The organism is Amnibacterium sp. (genome assembly GCF_051956055.1).
Taxonomy (GTDB): Bacteria; Actinomycetota; Actinomycetes; order Actinomycetales; family Microbacteriaceae; genus Amnibacterium.
Genome location: NZ_JBQCGC010000117.1, coordinates 1 through 15997, shown reverse-complemented (window position 1 = coordinate 15997; position 15997 = coordinate 1). Strand labels below are relative to the sequence as shown.

Annotated in this window: 15 protein-coding genes; 7 read left to right on the top strand and 8 right to left on the bottom strand. The window is 72.9% G+C overall.

Annotation, left to right across the window (positions count from 1 at the left end):
- Window positions 1-43: 43 nt before the first annotated feature.
- The gene (locus ACTHLI_RS16040; protein WP_440185789.1) at window positions 44-1042 is read right to left on the bottom strand and encodes an NADPH:quinone reductase; all 999 of its coding nucleotides are present in this window, start codon (window positions 1040-1042) and stop codon (window positions 44-46) included.
- Between the two features lie 42 nt (window positions 1043-1084).
- Window positions 1085-1864 (bottom strand): MerR family transcriptional regulator, encoded by a 780-nt coding sequence (locus tag ACTHLI_RS16035; RefSeq protein ID WP_440185787.1) that lies wholly within the window; start codon window positions 1862-1864, stop codon window positions 1085-1087.
- Window positions 1865-1935: 71 nt separating this feature from the next.
- On the opposite strand from ACTHLI_RS16035, the gene ACTHLI_RS16030 reads away from it, so the two are divergent.
- On the top strand, window positions 1936-2841 hold the full coding sequence (locus ACTHLI_RS16030) for a diacylglycerol/lipid kinase family protein (protein ID WP_440185785.1): 906 nt from the start codon (window positions 1936-1938) through the stop codon (window positions 2839-2841).
- Window positions 2838-3353 (top strand): GNAT family N-acetyltransferase, encoded by a 516-nt coding sequence (locus ACTHLI_RS16025; RefSeq protein ID WP_440185784.1) that lies wholly within the window; start codon window positions 2838-2840, stop codon window positions 3351-3353. Before ACTHLI_RS16030 ends, ACTHLI_RS16025 begins: the two co-directional genes overlap by 4 nt.
- A 42-nt stretch (window positions 3354-3395) precedes the next feature.
- Here ACTHLI_RS16025 and ACTHLI_RS16020 read toward each other — a convergent pair whose 3' ends face one another.
- From ACTHLI_RS16020 to ACTHLI_RS15995, 6 genes are all read right to left on the bottom strand, one after another.
- Complete coding sequence (locus ACTHLI_RS16020) at window positions 3396-4868, bottom strand: aromatic amino acid lyase (protein WP_440185782.1); 1473 nt, start codon at window positions 4866-4868, stop codon at window positions 3396-3398.
- Window positions 4868-6166 carry an NtaA/DmoA family FMN-dependent monooxygenase gene (locus ACTHLI_RS16015; protein ID WP_440185780.1) on the bottom strand — a complete coding sequence of 433 codons (1299 nt, stop codon included), beginning with the start codon at window positions 6164-6166 and terminating at the stop codon, window positions 4868-4870. The genes ACTHLI_RS16020 and ACTHLI_RS16015 overlap by 1 nt, the downstream gene beginning before the upstream one ends.
- Window positions 6163-7131, bottom strand: a complete 969-nt coding sequence (locus tag ACTHLI_RS16010) for a PLP-dependent cysteine synthase family protein (protein ID WP_440185778.1) — start codon at window positions 7129-7131, stop codon at window positions 6163-6165. Before ACTHLI_RS16010 ends, ACTHLI_RS16015 begins: the two co-directional genes overlap by 4 nt.
- 68 nt (window positions 7132-7199) lie before the next feature.
- Window positions 7200-7895 (bottom strand): hypothetical protein, encoded by a 696-nt coding sequence (locus ACTHLI_RS16005; RefSeq protein WP_440185776.1) that lies wholly within the window; start codon window positions 7893-7895, stop codon window positions 7200-7202.
- Between the two features lie 71 nt (window positions 7896-7966).
- A complete protein-coding gene (locus ACTHLI_RS16000) occupies window positions 7967-8968 on the bottom strand; it encodes a proline racemase family protein (RefSeq protein ID WP_440185774.1) in 1002 nt (333 codons plus the stop codon).
- On the bottom strand, window positions 8965-9885 hold the full coding sequence (locus tag ACTHLI_RS15995) for a dihydrodipicolinate synthase family protein (RefSeq protein WP_440185772.1): 921 nt from the start codon (window positions 9883-9885) through the stop codon (window positions 8965-8967). The genes ACTHLI_RS16000 and ACTHLI_RS15995 overlap by 4 nt, the downstream gene beginning before the upstream one ends.
- 205 nt (window positions 9886-10090) lie before the next feature.
- On the opposite strand from ACTHLI_RS15995, the gene ACTHLI_RS15990 reads away from it, so the two are divergent.
- The 5 genes from ACTHLI_RS15990 to ACTHLI_RS15970 form a co-directional block, all read left to right on the top strand.
- A complete protein-coding gene (locus ACTHLI_RS15990; protein ID WP_440185770.1) occupies window positions 10091-11770 on the top strand; it encodes a sodium:solute symporter family protein in 1680 nt (559 codons plus the stop codon).
- Window positions 11771-11790: 20 nt separating this feature from the next.
- The gene (locus tag ACTHLI_RS15985; RefSeq protein WP_440185768.1) at window positions 11791-12108 is read left to right on the top strand and encodes a hypothetical protein; all 318 of its coding nucleotides are present in this window, start codon (window positions 11791-11793) and stop codon (window positions 12106-12108) included.
- 4 nt (window positions 12109-12112) lie between these two features.
- A complete protein-coding gene (locus ACTHLI_RS15980) occupies window positions 12113-13093 on the top strand; it encodes an NAD-dependent epimerase/dehydratase family protein (protein ID WP_440185766.1) in 981 nt (326 codons plus the stop codon).
- A gap of 145 nt (window positions 13094-13238) precedes the next feature.
- Window positions 13239-14015: a DeoR/GlpR family DNA-binding transcription regulator gene (locus tag ACTHLI_RS15975; protein ID WP_440185764.1), complete on the top strand. Its 777-nt coding sequence runs from the start codon at window positions 13239-13241 to the stop codon at window positions 14013-14015.
- 37 nt (window positions 14016-14052) lie between these two features.
- A partial coding sequence (locus ACTHLI_RS15970; RefSeq protein ID WP_440185762.1) for a PTS fructose transporter subunit IIABC occupies window positions 14053-15997 on the top strand: 1945 nt, incomplete at its 3' end.

Below are 15997 nucleotides of genomic sequence, written 5' to 3'. Positions count from 1 at the left end.
AGAAACGCCGGCGAAGCCGCCGTTCCTCCTGAACAACGAGACCTCAGAGGTCGATGAGGACCTTCCCGACGGTGCCGGCCGCGACCGCGGCGTGCGCCTCGGCGGTGCGCTCGAGCGGGAAGCGGGTGATCGGCAGCCCCGCGTCCGCACCGACGCGCAGCGCGCCCGCCTCGACCGCTGCCCGGACCCCGGCGACCGCCGCGTCCTTCTCCGCGGGCGGCGTCGTGTAGGTGAGCAGGAACCGCCAGCGCAGGTTCTTCGCCATGAACGGCCGGATCTGGAACGCGAGCGGGTCCGGATCGTCGGTCGCGTACACGGCGATCGTGCCGCCCGGCGCGAGCACCGCGGCGTCGAGCTCGGCGTTCGCATTCGGGTTCACCTCGACCACCAGGTCGACCCCGGAGGGAGCCAGTCGAGTGATCGCGGCCTCCGCGTCCTCGGCCCGGTAGTCGACGACGTCGTGGGCGCCCGCGGCGCGGGCGAGCGCCGCCTTCTCGGGCGAGGACACGGTCGTGATCACCCGGGCGCCCGCCCAGACCGCGAGCTCGATCGCGGCGTGCCCGACCGCGCCCGCGCCGCCCGCGACGAGCACGGTCCTGCCCTCGAGCTCGCCGGGCGCGAGCGGCAGCGGCACCGGCTGGTCGGCCCGCAGCGCCAGGTGCGCGGTGAGCGCCGGGATGCCGAGGGAGGCGCCGAGGTCGAACGACGCCGAGTCGGGCAGCAGCACGGCCTGGCGCTCCGGCACCACCGTCAGCTCCTGCGCGGTGCCGTCCGGGCGGCGGTACGCGGCGTCCCAGACCCAGACCCGGTCGCCCACCTCGAACGCGCTGCCCGCGCCGACGGCGTCCACGGTCCCCGCCCCGTCCTGGTTCGGCACCTGCTCGCCGCCGCCGTGCGAGTCGCGCGACTTCCAGTCGGTCGGGTTCACCCCGGACACCGCGATGCGGACCCGTACCTCGCCCGGGCCGGGCTCACGGGCCTGCCGGTCGACGAGGCGCAGGACCTCGGGGCCACCCGCGTCGGAGTAGACGATCGCTCGCATGCCTCCAGTGTCCCGGGTGGCCCCGGGGAATCGCCCGACCCGTCAGCCGAGGCGGGTGGCGGCGTAGTGGGTCATCGCGTCCCGGTAGTAGGCGGCGAGTCCCGGTGCGACGCGCTCGTAGACGACGCGGAACCGGTCGTCGTCGACGTACGTCGCGCCGAGCCCCGCGAACGCCTGGGCGGTCGGGGTCCACATCGTCGCGACCCTGGCGTGCAGCGCGCCGATCTCCCGCTGCACGGCGTCGGCCTCGACCGGTTCGCCCGCGGCCATCAGCGCGGCCATGCGGTGCATCTCCGCGACGTACTCGTCCTTCAGCGCGGCCTTGTCGTCCTCCGACATCGCCGCGACCCGCGCCGCGCTGCTCGCGGCCTGCTCGGGCCAGCGCTGACGCGCCTCCTCCGCGTAGGCCTGCTCGTCGAAGCCGTCGAACAGCTCGGCCGCATCGGTCTCGCTCATGGGTTCGTTCCTCTCCAGTCGGGTGATGGTGCGACCGACGGTCGCCGCCATCCGGGTGAGCCGGTCCCGCTCCGCGAGCAGCCGGCCGTGGTGCTCGCGCAGCGTCGCGAGCTCGTCCTGCTCGGCGTCGAGCACGGCGCCGATCTCCTTCAACGGCAGGCCGAGCGCCCTGAGCAGCAGCACCCGCTGCAGTCGCAGCAGCGCGTGCTCGTCGTAGCGGCGGTACCCGTCGCTGCCGAACGCGGTGGGCCGCAGGAGGCCGATCGCGTCGAAGTGCCGCAGCGTCCTCGCCGTCACGCCGGCCGAGCGGGCGACGTCGACGATCGACCACAGCACGGGCGGCGCTCCGCCCTCGTCCCTGTCCATGCTCCGACCGTAGGGACTGCCGTCGCGGCAACCGCAAGCGTCGCCCGGCTGCGGAATGCGACACTTCCCGCATGGCGCGGCTGCTGGTGATGGTGAACGCCGTGTCCGGCGGCGGTCGCGGCGGATCCGCGGGCGCGCGCGCGGTCGCGGCGCTGCAGGAGGCGGGCCACGACGTCCGGCGCGTGGAGGCGGCGGACGGCGCCGAGGCCGAGCGGATCCTCCGGGACGCGGTGCGCACCGCCGCTCCGGACGCGGTGGTCTCGGTCGGCGGCGACGGCACGCTCCACGCGGCGGTCAACGCGCTCGCCCGCACGGGCGTGCCGGTCGGCATCGTGGCGACCGGCACCGGCAACGACGTGGCGCGCTGCCTCGGCCTGCCGCACGACGACCCGGAGGCGGCCGTCGCGCACCTCGTCCGCGTGCTCGCCGAACCCGAGCCGGCCGTCCGGGAGATCGACGCGGTGCGCGTGAGCACCGGCCGCTGGTTCGTCGGGATGCTCTCCGCCGGGTTCGATGCGGCCGTCAACGAGCGCGCGAACCGGATGACCCGGCTCTCGGGCACGCCGCGCTACGTGCTCGCCGTCCTGCTCGAGGTGGTGCGGCTGCACGCCCGCCGCTACCGGGTGACGATCGACCGGGACACCCGGCACCTGGACGCCGTGCTCGTCACCGTCGGCAACACGGCCAGCATCGGCGGGGGGATGCGCCTCGCGCCGGACGCGGTCGTGGACGACGGCCTCCTCGACGTGCTGGTCGCGACGCCGCTGTCCCGCGTCGAGCTGCTCCGGCTGTTCCCGCGGGTGTTCCGCGGCACGCACGTGGGCGACGAGCACGTGAGCATCGAGCGCGGCCGGGTCATCACGATCGACGTCGACGACCGGGGGCCCGCGCCGATGACCTACGCCGACGGCGAGCGGTTCGGGCCGCTCCCCGTGACGCTCGAGGTCGTGCAGCGCGCCCTCCGGATCCTCGGATGAGTACCGTCGACCGGGTGCAGGAGGAGGTGCGCTGGGTCGCCGCGGACGATCCGGTGCTGCGTCCGCTGATCGAGGACCTCGCCCGGGACTACGACGCCCGCTACGAGCCGACCCGCGGCGTCCCCTCGTCCGCCGAGCTGACGCGGTACCCGCCCGAGGCGTTCGCCCCGGCGCAGGGCGGTGCATTCCTCGCGATCGTGCAGGACGGGCAGATCGTCGCCGGGGGCGCGCTGAAGCGCGGGGGCACGGATGCCGACGGCCGCCCGCTCGCGGAGTTGAAGCGCATGTGGACCCGTGGGGACCGCCGCAGGCAGGGGCTCGCCGGTCGGGTCCTCGCGCTGCTCGAGGCCCGCGCGGCGGAACTCGGCTACACCGCGATGGAGCTCACGACGGGCGCCAGGCAGCCGGAGGCGGTGGCGCTCTACCTCCGGCACGGCTGGATCCCCGACTTCGACCCGACCGTGCCGCAGGACGCCGCCGCGTATCTCCGCTTCACGAAGCCGGTGGCGTGACCGGCCGCGCGACCACCGGGCTGGAGTAGGCGACGCTGGTCGTCAGTCGCCGGCGAGGACCTCGGACGCGCCGCGCACGAGCTCCCCGGCGCCGCCGCCCCGCTCGAGGACGCCGCCGAGCGCGGCCACGAGGGGCGCGGTGCCGTCCCCGAGCCGCACGTCCGCGGCGCGGAGCAGCGATACCGCGTGCAGCGCCTCGATGGCGAGCAGGTCGGACGCGGCGTCGATCGCGTCGTGGGTGCTCCGTGCCGCGGTCCAGCCCCAGGTGGCGTAGTCCTCGACCTCGGACAGCACGACGTCGTCGAGGCTGACCGGCGCCGCGAGCCGACGGAGGTCGTTCAGCCGCTCGGCGCCGGTGTAGGCGAGCAGGCCCGGGATCCCGGCACGGCCCTCCGCTCGCAGCGGTCGCGCGAGCGCCGAGAGCACGGCCGTGCGCCGGGTGGCGAGCCGCCCCACGTGGGCCAGGGCGAGCCGGACCGATTCGAGCCCGAGCACCAGGTCGGGGGAGGCGAAGTTGCCGTTCGGCACGACCGACCGGGTCTCGACGTCCACGAGGGGGTTCTCCGCGCGCACCACGAGCGCGTCGTCGACCGCCACCGCGAGGTCCTCCGTGCGCTCCGCGAGCGCGCCGTGCACCTGCGGGGCGCAGCGGAACGACAGCTCGTCCTGGGTGCGCCGATCCGCGTCGTCGTGGAGGAACGAGCCCTGCAGCAGCTCCCGGACCGTGAGCGCCGAACGCCACGCGCCGCCGCCCTCGACGTCGTCGAACACCGTGCTCGAGTACGGGCCGAGGTCGCCGGAGGGACGGTGCGCGCCCGCCGCCTCGAGCGACAGCGCGAACGCGCGATCCGCGACCGCGCCGAGCTCGTCGAGGCGGGGCTCCGCGAGCACCGCCGACCCGAGCGTGAACGTGTTCGTGTTGAGGAGGGAGAGGGCCTCGTGCGTCTCGAGCTCAAGGGGCACGAGTCCGGCGTCGGCCAGCGCCTCCGCACCGGAGCGCACCTCGCCGTCGCCGTCGATCACCGCGCCCTCGCCGATGAGGACCTGGGCGACCGCGGCGTTCAGGGCGAGGTCCGCCATCCCGACCGATCCGCGGTCGGGTACGAACGGCACGACGCCTGCGGTCAGCAGCCCGATGAGCGCGTCGGCGACCTCCGGCCGGACGCCGCTGCCGCCGAGCGCGAACTGCGCGACCCGGACCGCGATCGCCGCGCGGACGATCAGCGGCTCCACCGGATCGCCGATGGCGCCGGCGTGGTTCCTGATCACCTGCAGCTGGAAGCGGGCCTGGTCGTCGACCTCGTCGTCCGCACCGGCCCCGAGCCGCCGGGTCGCGCCGTAGACGGCCGCTCCCTTCTCCACCGCCTCGAGCAGCACCGCGCGGGAGACCGCGAGCCGTGCCCTGGCCGCCGCGCCGAGGCGGACCGTCGCGCCGGCGGCGATCGCGAGCACGTCCTCCGCGCTGAGCGGTTCCGTGGCGATCGTGAGCTGGAACGGCGAGCCCGGCGCGGCCATCAGCGTGCGCCGAGGTTGCCGCGGAGCGTGGTCGCGGGCAGCTCCCGCCGCAGCAGCCCGGCGTCGCGCAGCGCGGGCACGAGCGGGTCGAGCGTGCGGTGCACGTGGGCGGGGTGGACCTGGCCGGTGAACAGGAAGCCGTCGGCGCCGCTGCCCTCCGCGAGCTCCCCGAGGCGGTCGGTGATCTGCGTCGGTGTGCCGACGATCGCGAGCCCGTCCGCCTTCGCCCGCGTCGCGAGCACCTCGCGCAGGGTCGAGCCGGCAGGCGCGCTGCGGACGAAGTTCTCGAGCGTGCCCCGGTTGCTGTTCGTCTCGAACGACGGCAGCGGCGCGTCGAGCTCGAACTCGGCGAAGTCGACGCCCGTCAGGTAGGAGATGGACTGCAGCTGCTCGTCGATCGCCGCCTGCGTCAGCGCCGCCCGGTCCGCGCGGACGCGCTCCGTCTCCTCCGCGTTCGCGGTGGGGATCGGGTTCACCACGAACAGCACGGTGATCGCGTCCGGGTCCCTGCCCGCGTCCACCGCAGCCTGGCGCACCTGGTCCCGGTGCGCCTTCATGCGCTCGGGGGTGGAGGCGAGCGCGAGCACGACGTCGGAGTGCTTGCCGGCGAACGCCTGACCCCGGCCGGAGGCGCCCGCCTGGATCATCACCGGCTCCTCCTCGGGCGGCAGCGCGTTCAGCGGTCCGCGCACCCGGAAGAAGCGGCCCTCGTGGTCGATCGTGTGGACCTTGGTGAAGTCGGCGTAGACGCCTCCTGCCACGTCCTCGACGACGGCGCCCGGTTCCCAACTGCGCCAGAGCGCCCGGACGACGTCGACCCACTCGTCCGCCCGGTCGTACCGCAGGTCGTGCTCGGTCTGCTTGTCGAGCCCGTAGTTCTGCGCCGCGAGGTCGGAACCGGAGGTGACCACGTTGAAGCCGAGCCGTCCGTGCGCGAAGTGCTGCAGCGTCGCGAGCAGCCGGGCGGCGGTGTACGGCTCCCAGAAGCTCGCGGAGATGGTCGGGACGATCCCGATCCGTTCGGTCACGCCGAGCAGGTACGGGACGAGCGGGAAGGGGTCGTGCTTCGGCACGAACCGCGCCGCCGCGAGGTTCACCTCCGCGGTGCCGCGGTAGGTGTCCGGCACCGCGACGCCGTCCTCGATGATCAGCAGGTCGAGCGCCGCGCCCTCGAACGCGCGGACCGCGTCCTGGTAGACGGCCGGCTGCTTCCAGTCGTAGCCGATCCCGTACGTCGGGTCGCCCCAGCCCTGCACGCCGAACCCGGCGCCGAGGAACCAGCCGAAATGGATGCTCATCGAGACAGCTCCGTGAGGTAGTTGGTGGCGGAATCGGGGGAGACGGCGACGATCACGTCGTGCGGACCGAGCCCTGCGGCGAGCTCGAGCGCCGCCGCGACCGCGAGGCCGGACGAGGGACCGAGCAGCAGCGCCTCCTCCTCGGCGAGGCGTCGCAGGGCCGCGAACGCGGCCTCGTCCGGGATCGTGCGGATCTCGTGGGGGACCGCGGTGTCGAGGTTCCTCGGCCAGTGGCTGCTCGGCCAGGTGGTGCCGACCCCCTCCACGCGGATCGTGCCCGACGGTCCACCGGCGTAGGTCGAGCCCGCGGGGTTCGCGCCGACGACGCGCACCCGGTCGTGCGAGACCTCGCGGAGGTAGCGGCCGGTGCCCGAGATGGTGCCGCCGGTGCCGATGCCCGCGACGAGATGGGTGATCGCCCCGCCGGTCTGGCGCCAGATCTCCGGGCCGGTGAAGCGGTAGTGCGCGCCCGGGTTCGCCGGGTTGTCGTACTGGTGGCTGCGCCAGCCGCCGCGCTCCGCGGCGATCCGGTCGGCGACCGCCCGCGGGTTGCCCGGGTCGTCCGGGCCGGCCAGCCAGTCCGCCTCGACCAGCTCCGCGCCGTAGAGGCGGAGCAGGGTGAGCTTCTCCGGCGACATCGCGCCGCCGTGCACGATCACGACGGGATGACCCGTCAGCCGGCCGACGAGCGCCAGGCCGATCCCGGTGTTGCCCGAGGTCGACTCCACGATGGGCGCATCCGGAGCGAGCGCGCCGGACGCCTCGGCGTCCTGGACGAGCGAGAGCGCCGGCCGGTCCTTCGCGCTGCCGCCGGGGTTCCTGCCCTCGAGCTTCACGAGCACCTGCGGGCCGCCTGCGGGGGAGAGCCGCCGGAGCCGCACGATCGGGGTCTCGCCGATGAGGTCGAGGACCGAGTCGGCGACCCCCGGCAGCGCGGGCGGAGCGGGGGCGGACGTGGAGGCCATCCCCGCCACGGTACGTCCGTCGCCGGGTCGCGCTCCCGAGTGTGACGTCCCGTTGCAGGGGAGCGCGGTCAGCCCTCGCGGAGCCGCTCGAGCAGCGCGGCCTTGGGCAGGTTCGAGGTCCCGGTGAGCCCGCGGCGCTTCGCCTCGGCGCGCAGCCGGAGGAGCGTCCAGGTCTCGTTCGGCCCGTCGTCGGCCGGCTCCTCCGGCAGCGGGGGAGTCAGGTCGGGCGCCTCCGTGGAGGGCTGGTCGGCGGCGCCGACGGCCTCCACCTCGGCCTCGGTCTCGGCGACGATCTCGTCGAGCTCCTCCGCGACCGCCTCCGCCTCCGCCGCCTCGCTGGCGGCCTGCGCGAGCTCCGCGTCCACCACGGCCTCCTCGACCGTCGCGACCACGGCCGCGTCGACGATCGCCTCCTCGAGCGACTCCTCGATCACCTGCTCGTCACGACGGTGGAAGTCCGCGATCTGCTGCTCGAGGGCCTCGACCCGCCGCTCCGCGTCGGTCAGCTTCGCCTCGGCGCTGCGCAGCGCGAGCCGCAGCAGGTCGGCCTCGCTCGGGCCGGCCTTCGGGGCAGGTGCTCCGGCGGCGACGGCGGCGGTCTCCGCCTTCTCCGCCGACTTCACGGCTTTGTCGGCCGACTTCCGCGCCCGCTTCGCCTCGTCGATCAGGGCGGCGAGCTTGGCGGTCGCTCTCGCCCTCGCCTTCGCGGCCGCCTTCCTCTCGGCGTCCTTCTTCGACTTCTTGGAGGTCTTCGACTTGGCCATCTGTGCTCCTGCGGGGGAAACGGAGGGGTCGGCGTGTCGCCGGTCCCCACGCTACCGAGGCGGGAGCCGGCTCAGAAGACGAATCCGTCCGGGAAGGGATCGGTGGGGTCGAGCACGTACTCGGCCCGTCCGGTGATCCACGCCCGTCCCGTGATCGTGGGGACGACGGCGCGCCGGCCCGCCACGGACGTCTGCGCGACGAGCCTCCCCACGAAGCGGCTGCCGATGAAGGACTCGTTCACGAAGGCGTCGCCGATGGCGAGCTCGCCCCTGGCGTGCAGCTCGGCCATCCGCGCCGACGTGCCCGTGCCGCAGGGCGAGCGGTCGAACCATCCGGGGAAGATCGCCATCGCGTGCCGCGAGAGCCGCGCGTCCGACCCGGGGGCGATGAACTCCACGTGGTGGCAGTGGTCGATCCCCTCGATCTCCGGGTGGTGCGGAGGCGCCTGCTCGTTGATCGCGGCCATGATCGCCAGCCCGGCCTCGACGATCTCCCGCTGGCGGCCGCGATCGAACGGCAGGCCCACCGCATCGAGGTCCACGAGCGCGTAGAAGTTGCCGCCGAACGCGACGGAGTACGGCACGCGACCGAGCCCGGGCACGTCGATCTCCGCGTCCAGCCGGTCCACCCAGCTCGGCACGTTCTCGATGGTCACGGCGTCGGCGTGCCCGTCCGACACCGCGACGGACGCGACGACGAGGCCGGCGGGGGTGTCCAGCCGGATGGTGGTCACCGGCTCGACGACCTCGACGAGCCGCTGCTCCACGAGCACGGTCGCGACACCGATGGTGCCGTGCCCGCACATGGGCAGGCAGCCGGAGACCTCGATGTACACGACCCCCCAGTCGCAGTCGTCGCGGGTCGGCGGCTGGAGGATCGCCCCGCTCATCGCCTGGTGGCCGCGGGGCTCGTCCATGAGGAAGTGCCGCAGGTGATCCAGGTGGGCCATGAAGTGCAGGCGCTTCTCGTTCATCGTCGCGCCGGGGATCTCGCCGACCCCGTCGACGACCACCCGGGTCGGCATGCCCTCCGTGTGCGAGTCGATCGCGACGATCGACCGGCTCGGTCTCATCGGGACGGCCGGAGCGCCGCACCCGCGGCGAGTGCGCGTTCGGTGTCCCGACGGACGATCGCCTGCTGCGCCTCGCTGAGCGGGCCGCGCGGGGGCCGCGTCGGGCCGCCGACGCTCTCGCCGACGACGTCCACCGAGAACTTGATGGCCTGCACGAACTCGGTCCTCGAGTCCCAGGCGAACACGGGCGCCATCTCCGTGAACAGCGCTCGCGCCTCGGCGACCCGGTCGGCGTGCAGCAGCTCGTACAGGCGCACCGCCTCGCGCGGGAACGCGTTGGGGTAGCCCGCGAACCATCCCGTCGCGCCGGCGACGAGCGCCTCGAACAGCAGATCGTCGGCGCCCGCGATCACGTCGATGTCGCAGCGGTCCAGGATCTCCCTGACCCGGCGCGCGTCGAGCGAGAACTCCTTCACGGCCACGACGTTCGGCAGCTCGGCGAGCTCCGCGATCAGGTCCGGCGTGAGGTCGACCTTCGTGTCGATCGGGTTGTTGTACATCATGATCGGGAGCCCGACCTCGTCCACCTTCCGGTAGTGGGTGAGCACCTCCTCCCGGTTCGCGCGGTAGAGGGTGGGCGGGAGGAGCAGCACCCCGTCGGCCCCGTCCTCGGCGGCGGCCTCCGCCCACGCCCGCGCCTGGTGCCAGCCGACGCCGTGCACCCCCGCGACGACCAGCCCGCGGTCGCCGACGGCCTCGCGCGCCGTGCGCACGACCTGCCTGCGCTCCTCGTCCGTGAGCGAGGAGTACTCGCCGAGCGAGCCGTTCGGCCCGACGCCCCTGCAGCCGTTCGCCATGAGCCAGTCGCAGTGCCGCGCGTAGGCGTCGTAGTCGACCGCGAGCCCGGCGGGGGCCCGGTCGTCGGGACGGAAGGGGAGGGTCGTCGCGACGATGACGCCGCCGAGGTCGAGGGACATGGCTCTCCGATCGCAGGCGCCGGTGCGCCCTGGCTCCCTGTTCTACCGAACCCCGAGGACATCGGCCGCCCGGAGGAGTGCCTGGACGGTCACCCGGACTCGGCTGATGCTCACAAACCTCTCAGTGTCCGAGGCGTAGGTTCCCAGCCGGTCGTCCGCGGCGCCCCAGGCCGACGGTCGTCCTTCGCAGAGAGGAGACCATCGGATGCCCCTCGTCCGTGCCGCCAGTCCGATCGCCCTGAACCTCGGTCCGGTCGACTGGTTGATGATCGTCGTCTACTTCGCGGTCGTGATCGGGATCGGGTTCATCGCCCGTACCCGCGTGCGCAGCAGCATGGACTTCTTCCTGTCCGGACGCTCGCTGCCCGCGTGGATCACCGGCCTCGCGTTCATCTCGGCGAACCTCGGCGCGACCGAGATCCTCGGCATGGCGGCGAACGGCGCGCAGATCGGCATCTCGACGCTGCACTACTACCTGATCGGCGCCGTGCCCGCGATGGTCTTCCTCGGGCTCGTGATGATGCCCTTCTACTACGCGTCCAAGGTGCGCAGCGTGCCGGAGTTCATGCTCCGCCGCTTCGGCGTCGCGCCCCACGTGGTGAACGCGCTCGCGTTCGCGGTGTCGAACGTGCTGATCGCGGGCATCAACCTCTTCGCGATGGCGATCGTCATCGAGGCGATGCTCGGCTGGCCGCAGTGGCTCGCGATCGTCGTCTCGGCGGCGTTCGTGCTCGTCTACATCACGCTCGGGGGCCTCTCCTCCGCCATCTACAACGAGGTCATGCAGTTCTTCGTCATCGTGGCGGCGCTCGTGCCGCTCACGATCGTGGGTCTGCACAACGTCGGCGGGTGGAGCGGACTGGTCGACCGGATCAGCCACACGGAGAGCGCCGGCCTGCTGCACGCGTGGGCGGGCACGGGGATCGGCGACGTCACCAACCCGATCGGTGCGGACTGGCTCGCGATCGTGCTCGGCCTCGGGTTCGTGCTCTCGTTCGGCTACTGGACCACCAACTTCACCGAGGTGCAGCGGGCGTTCAGCGCGAAGAACATGTCGGCGGCGCGCAGGACCCCGCTGATCGGCGCCTTCCCGAAGCTCCTGATCCCGTTCATCGTGGTGATCCCGGGCCTCATCGGCGCCGCGGTGCTCGGCAAGTCGCTGTCCGGCGCCGGCGGGAGCGGGCTCACCTACAACGACGTGATCCCGAAGCTCATCCAGATGTACCTCCCGAGCGGTGTGCTCGGCATCGCGGTCACGGGACTGCTGGCCTCGTTCATGGCGGGCATGGCGGCGAACGTGTCGAGCTTCAACACGGTCTTCACCTACGACCTCTGGCAGCGCTACGTGCAGAAGGACCGACCGGACGAGTACTACCTGCGGGTCGGCAGGTGGATCACCGTGGTCGGTGTGCTGATCGGGATCGCGACGGCCTTCATCGCGGCCGGGGCGCAGAACATCATGACCTACCTGCAGACCCTGTTCTCGTTCTTCAACGCGCCGCTGTTCGGCGTCTTCATCCTCGGCCTCCTCTGGAAGCGGATGACGAGCGCGGCGGCGCTCTGGGCCTACGTGCTCGGGATCCTGTCGCCGACGGCGGTGTTCATCGCCTACCAGCTGAACAACCACCTGTTCGGATCCGCGACCGCCGAGACCATGTACGGGGCGATGGTCTCGTTCGGCACGGTGCTGCTCGTGGGCACCGTGCTCAGCTTCCTGACGAGACCGAAGCCGGACTCGGAGCTGCAGGGGCTCGTGTACGGCGTCGGCAAGATCGACGTGAAGTCGGACGCGGTCGTCGGCGACACGGCCTGGTACCGCTCGCCCGCCCTGCTCGGCACCGTCGCGCTCATCGGCTGCGTCGTCCTCTACCTGCCGTTCCTCTGAAGACGAGAAGGAGCATCACCATGGCTGAGCTGTCCGACAGCGACAAGCGCCGGATCATCGCCTCCACCCGCCGGTTCGACCTGCGACGCATCCTGGGCGCCCTCTTCGTCTTCTACGGCGTGATCGTGACGATCGTGGGGATCGTGCAGAACGCCGCCGACGTGGCGAAGACGCACGGCATCGCGATCAACCTCTGGACCGGCATCGCGATGCTCGTCCTCGGCGTCCTGTTCTTCGTGTGGGACCGGCTCTCGCCGGTGCCGGAGGAGGACATCATCCGCAGCGAGGAGAACGAGCCGTCCGCGAACGAAGCGGCCAGCCAGGCCGAGGGAGACTGACGGGATGCCACTCGACATCCTCTTCCTCGGCGGTACCGGCGTCATCAGCACGGCGAGCGTGCGGCTCGCGGCCCGTCGGGGCCACCGGGTCACCGTGCTCAACCGCGGACGCAGCGGGAAGGAGCTGCCGGACGGCGTGGAGTCGCTCGTCGGCGACGTCTCGGACCCGGCGAGCGTCGACGCCGCCGTCGCGGGTCGCTCGTTCGACGTCGTCGCGCAGTTCCGGGCGTTCACGACGGACACGGTCCAGGGCGACATCGACCGGTTCCGGGGCCGGGTCGGGCAGTACGTGTTCATCTCCAGCGCCTCCGCCTACCAGAAGCCGCCGGCCTCGATCCCGGTGACGGAGTCGACGCCGCTGAAGAACCCGTTCTGGCAGTACTCGCGCGACAAGATCGCCTGCGAGGACCTGCTCGTCGCCGCCGACCGGGACGGCGACCTCCCGATGACCATCGTGCGGCCGAGCCACACCTACGACGACTCGCTCCTGCCGACCATGGGCGGCTGGACGGACATCGCACGGATGTGCGCCGGGAAGCCGGTCGTGGTCCACGGCGACGGCACCACCCCCTGGACGCTGACGCACAGCGACGACTTCGCCGTCGGCTTCGTGGGGCTGCTCGGGCGTCCGGAGGCGCTCGGGAACGCGTACACGATCACCGGCGAGTCCGCGCCGACCTGGAACCAGGTCTACACCTGGCTCGGGCGCGCTGCGGGCGTCGACGAGCCGCAGCTCGTCCACGTCGCCAGCGACCGGATCGCCAGGGAGGTGCCGGAGCTCGGCCCCGGACTCGTCGGCGACAAGGCGCACGCGATGCTGTTCGACACGACCAAGCTGCGCCGGCTGGTGCCGGAGTTCACGACGACCGTCCCGTACGCGGAGGGCGCCCGACGCCAGCTCGCCTGGTACGACGCGCACCCCGAGGCGCAGGTCGTCGACGAGCAGCTCGACGCCGCGTTCGATCGGCTGGCCGCCCTGGCCTGATCGACGACACCCGGAGCCCGGCCCCGCCCGACCGTCAGGTCGCGCGGGGCCGGGCTTCGTCGTGTGCATCTCGTCCGTGTCGGATCTGTACATCTGTGGGAATCGCCGCTAATCTCACCGAAACACAGATCTCAAGGACGGGTCCATGTACGCGACGGAGCGGCACGCACGCATCATCGACGAGCTCGATGCGGCGGGACGGGTGTCCGTCACGTCCCTCTCCCGCGACCTGGACGTCACCGCGGAGACCATCCGCCGCGACCTCGACGCGCTGGAGGCCGCGGGTGCGCTGCGCCGGGTGCACGGCGGCGCGGTGCGCCGCTCGAGCCTGGTCGAGCTGGACCTCGGCGAGCGCGAGCGGCGCAACACCCCCGCGAAGCGGGCGATCGCGCAGCTCGCGCTCGATCTGGTCGTCCAGACCGCCCCCGCGGCCATCACCGTCGACGCCGGCACCACCACGCGGGCCTTCGCGGACCTCCTCGCCGAACACGTGCCGGCGGAGGGCGTGCTCGACGTGGTGACGAACGCGGTCCCGATCGTGCTGCGCCTGCAGGACAACCGCGCGCTCACGGTGCACGCCGTCGGCGGCGTGGTGCGGCCGGAGACCTCCGCCGCCGTCGGGCTGCCCGCCATCGACGCGTTCGGCGCGCACCGCTGCGACCTCGCGTTCATGGGCGCCAACGGCCTCTCCGCCGGGTTCGGGCTCTCGACGCCCGACGAGCGGGAGGCGGCCGTCAAGACCGCCATGGTGCGCGCGGCCCGCCGTGCCGTCGCGCTCGTCGACTCCTCGAAGTTCGGCGAGGAGTCCTTCGTGCGCTTCGCGGAGCTCGCCGACCTCGACGTGCTCATCACCGACCGTGCTCCCGACCCCGTCCTCGCCGCGGCGCTCCGTGCCGCCGGGGTCGAGGTCCTCACCCCCTGACCCCCCCCTCCAACCCCCGACACGAAGGAGTGCCCCCATGCCGGCCCTGATCACGCGTGACCTCGTCACGTTGGACGCCGACCTCGGCCCAGACCGCAGCGACGTCATCCGAGCGCTCGCGACCCTCGTCGTCGACGCCGGGCGCGCGACCGCCGTCGACGCCCACTACGCCGACGCGTGGGCGCGAGAGCAGAAGACCGACACGGGTCTCGGCGGCGGCATCGCGATCCCGCACTGCCGCTCCGACGCCGTGACCGCGCCCAGCCTCGCGTTCGCGCGCATCTCGCCGAAGGTCGACTTCGGCGGCTTCGACGGCCCGGCGGACATCGTGTTCCTCATCGCCGCGCCGACCGGAGGCGGTGAGCTGCACCTGCAGCTGCTCGCGAAGCTCGCCCGCAACCTCATCAACGAGGAGTTCGTGGCGGCGCTCCGCTCCGCGAGCACGCCGGACGAGATCGTCGCGCTCGTCGAGCGGGCGACGGCGGACGAGCCGGAGTCGGCACCCGCCGCAGCGCCGGCGGCCGCCTCCGATGGGCCCCTGCTCGTCGGTGTCACCTCCTGCGCGACCGGCATCGCGCACACCTACATGGCCGCCGACGCGCTCACCAACGCGGCGAAGCAGCTCGGCGTCGAGCTCCACATCGAGACGCAGGGCTCGGCGGGGATGACCCCGCTCGACCCGGCCCTCATCGAGCGGGCGGACGCGGTGATCTTCGCGAACGACGTCGACGTCCGCGACCGCGGGCGCTTCGCCGGCAAGCCGGTGATCCAGGGCCCGGTCAAGCGCGGCATCGACCACCCGGCGGACATGGTCCGGGAGGCGCTCGCGGCGGCGAAGGACCCGAACGCGACCCGCGTGCAGGGCGGCGGCGCCGCGGCGCCCGGCGCCACCCGTGCCGCGAGCCCCGGCGCCGAGATCAAGCGGATCCTGCTCACCGGCGTCAGCTACATGATCCCGTTCGTCGCGGGCGGCGGTCTGCTCATCGCGATCGGGTTCCTGCTGGCCGGGATCGGCTCGGGCATCGAGGGCTACAAGATCGTGCTCCCCGGACCGGGGAGCAGCACCGGGGGCCTCGCCTACAACGACTGGGCGATCCAGAACTTCACCCTGTTCCACCTGCCGCCGGAGGGCCTCTTCTTCTACCTCGGCGCCGCCGCGTCGAAGATCGGCCAGCTGAGCCTCGGGTTCCTCGTCCCGGCCCTGTCCGGCTACATCGCCTACGCGATCGCGGACCGACCCGGCATCGCCCCGGGCTTCGTCGTCGGCGCGGTCTCCGGGTACCTCGGCGCCGGCTTCATCGGCGGCATCGTGGGCGGCCTGCTCGCGGGCTACTCGGCGAAGCTGATCGGTCGTCCCGCGGTGCCCCGCTGGCTCCGGGGCCTGATGCCGGTCGTGATCATCCCGCTGCTCGCATCCGCCATCGCCTCCGGGCTCATGATCCTGATCCTCGGCGGCCCGATCGCGGCGCTGACGAAGGGGCTGAACCAGGCCCTCACCGGGTTGTCCGGCGGAGGCGCGATCATCCTCGGGATCATCCTCGGCCTGATGATGTGCTTCGACCTCGGCGGCCCGATCAACAAGGTCGCCTACGCGTTCGCGGTCGCGGGCCTGGCGTCCGGGACCCCCGCGAGCCTGCACATCATGGCGACGGTCATGGCCGCGGGCATGGTGCCGCCGATCGGCATGGCGTTCGCCTCGACGGTGCTCTACCGCAAGGGCTTCAGCGAGGTCGAGCGCGAGAACGGGGCCGCCGCGTGGCTGCTCGGCGCCTCGTTCATCTCGGAGGGCGCGATCCCGTTCGCCGCGGCCGACCCGCTGCGCGTCATCCCGTCGAACCTCATCGGCGGGGCGATCACCGGGGCGCTGGTGATGGCCTTCGGGGTGACGAGCCGCGCGCCGCACGGCGGGATCTTCGTGTTCTTCGCGATCGACAGCTTCCCGCTGTGGGCGCTCTCGATCCTCATCGGCGCAGCGGTCACCG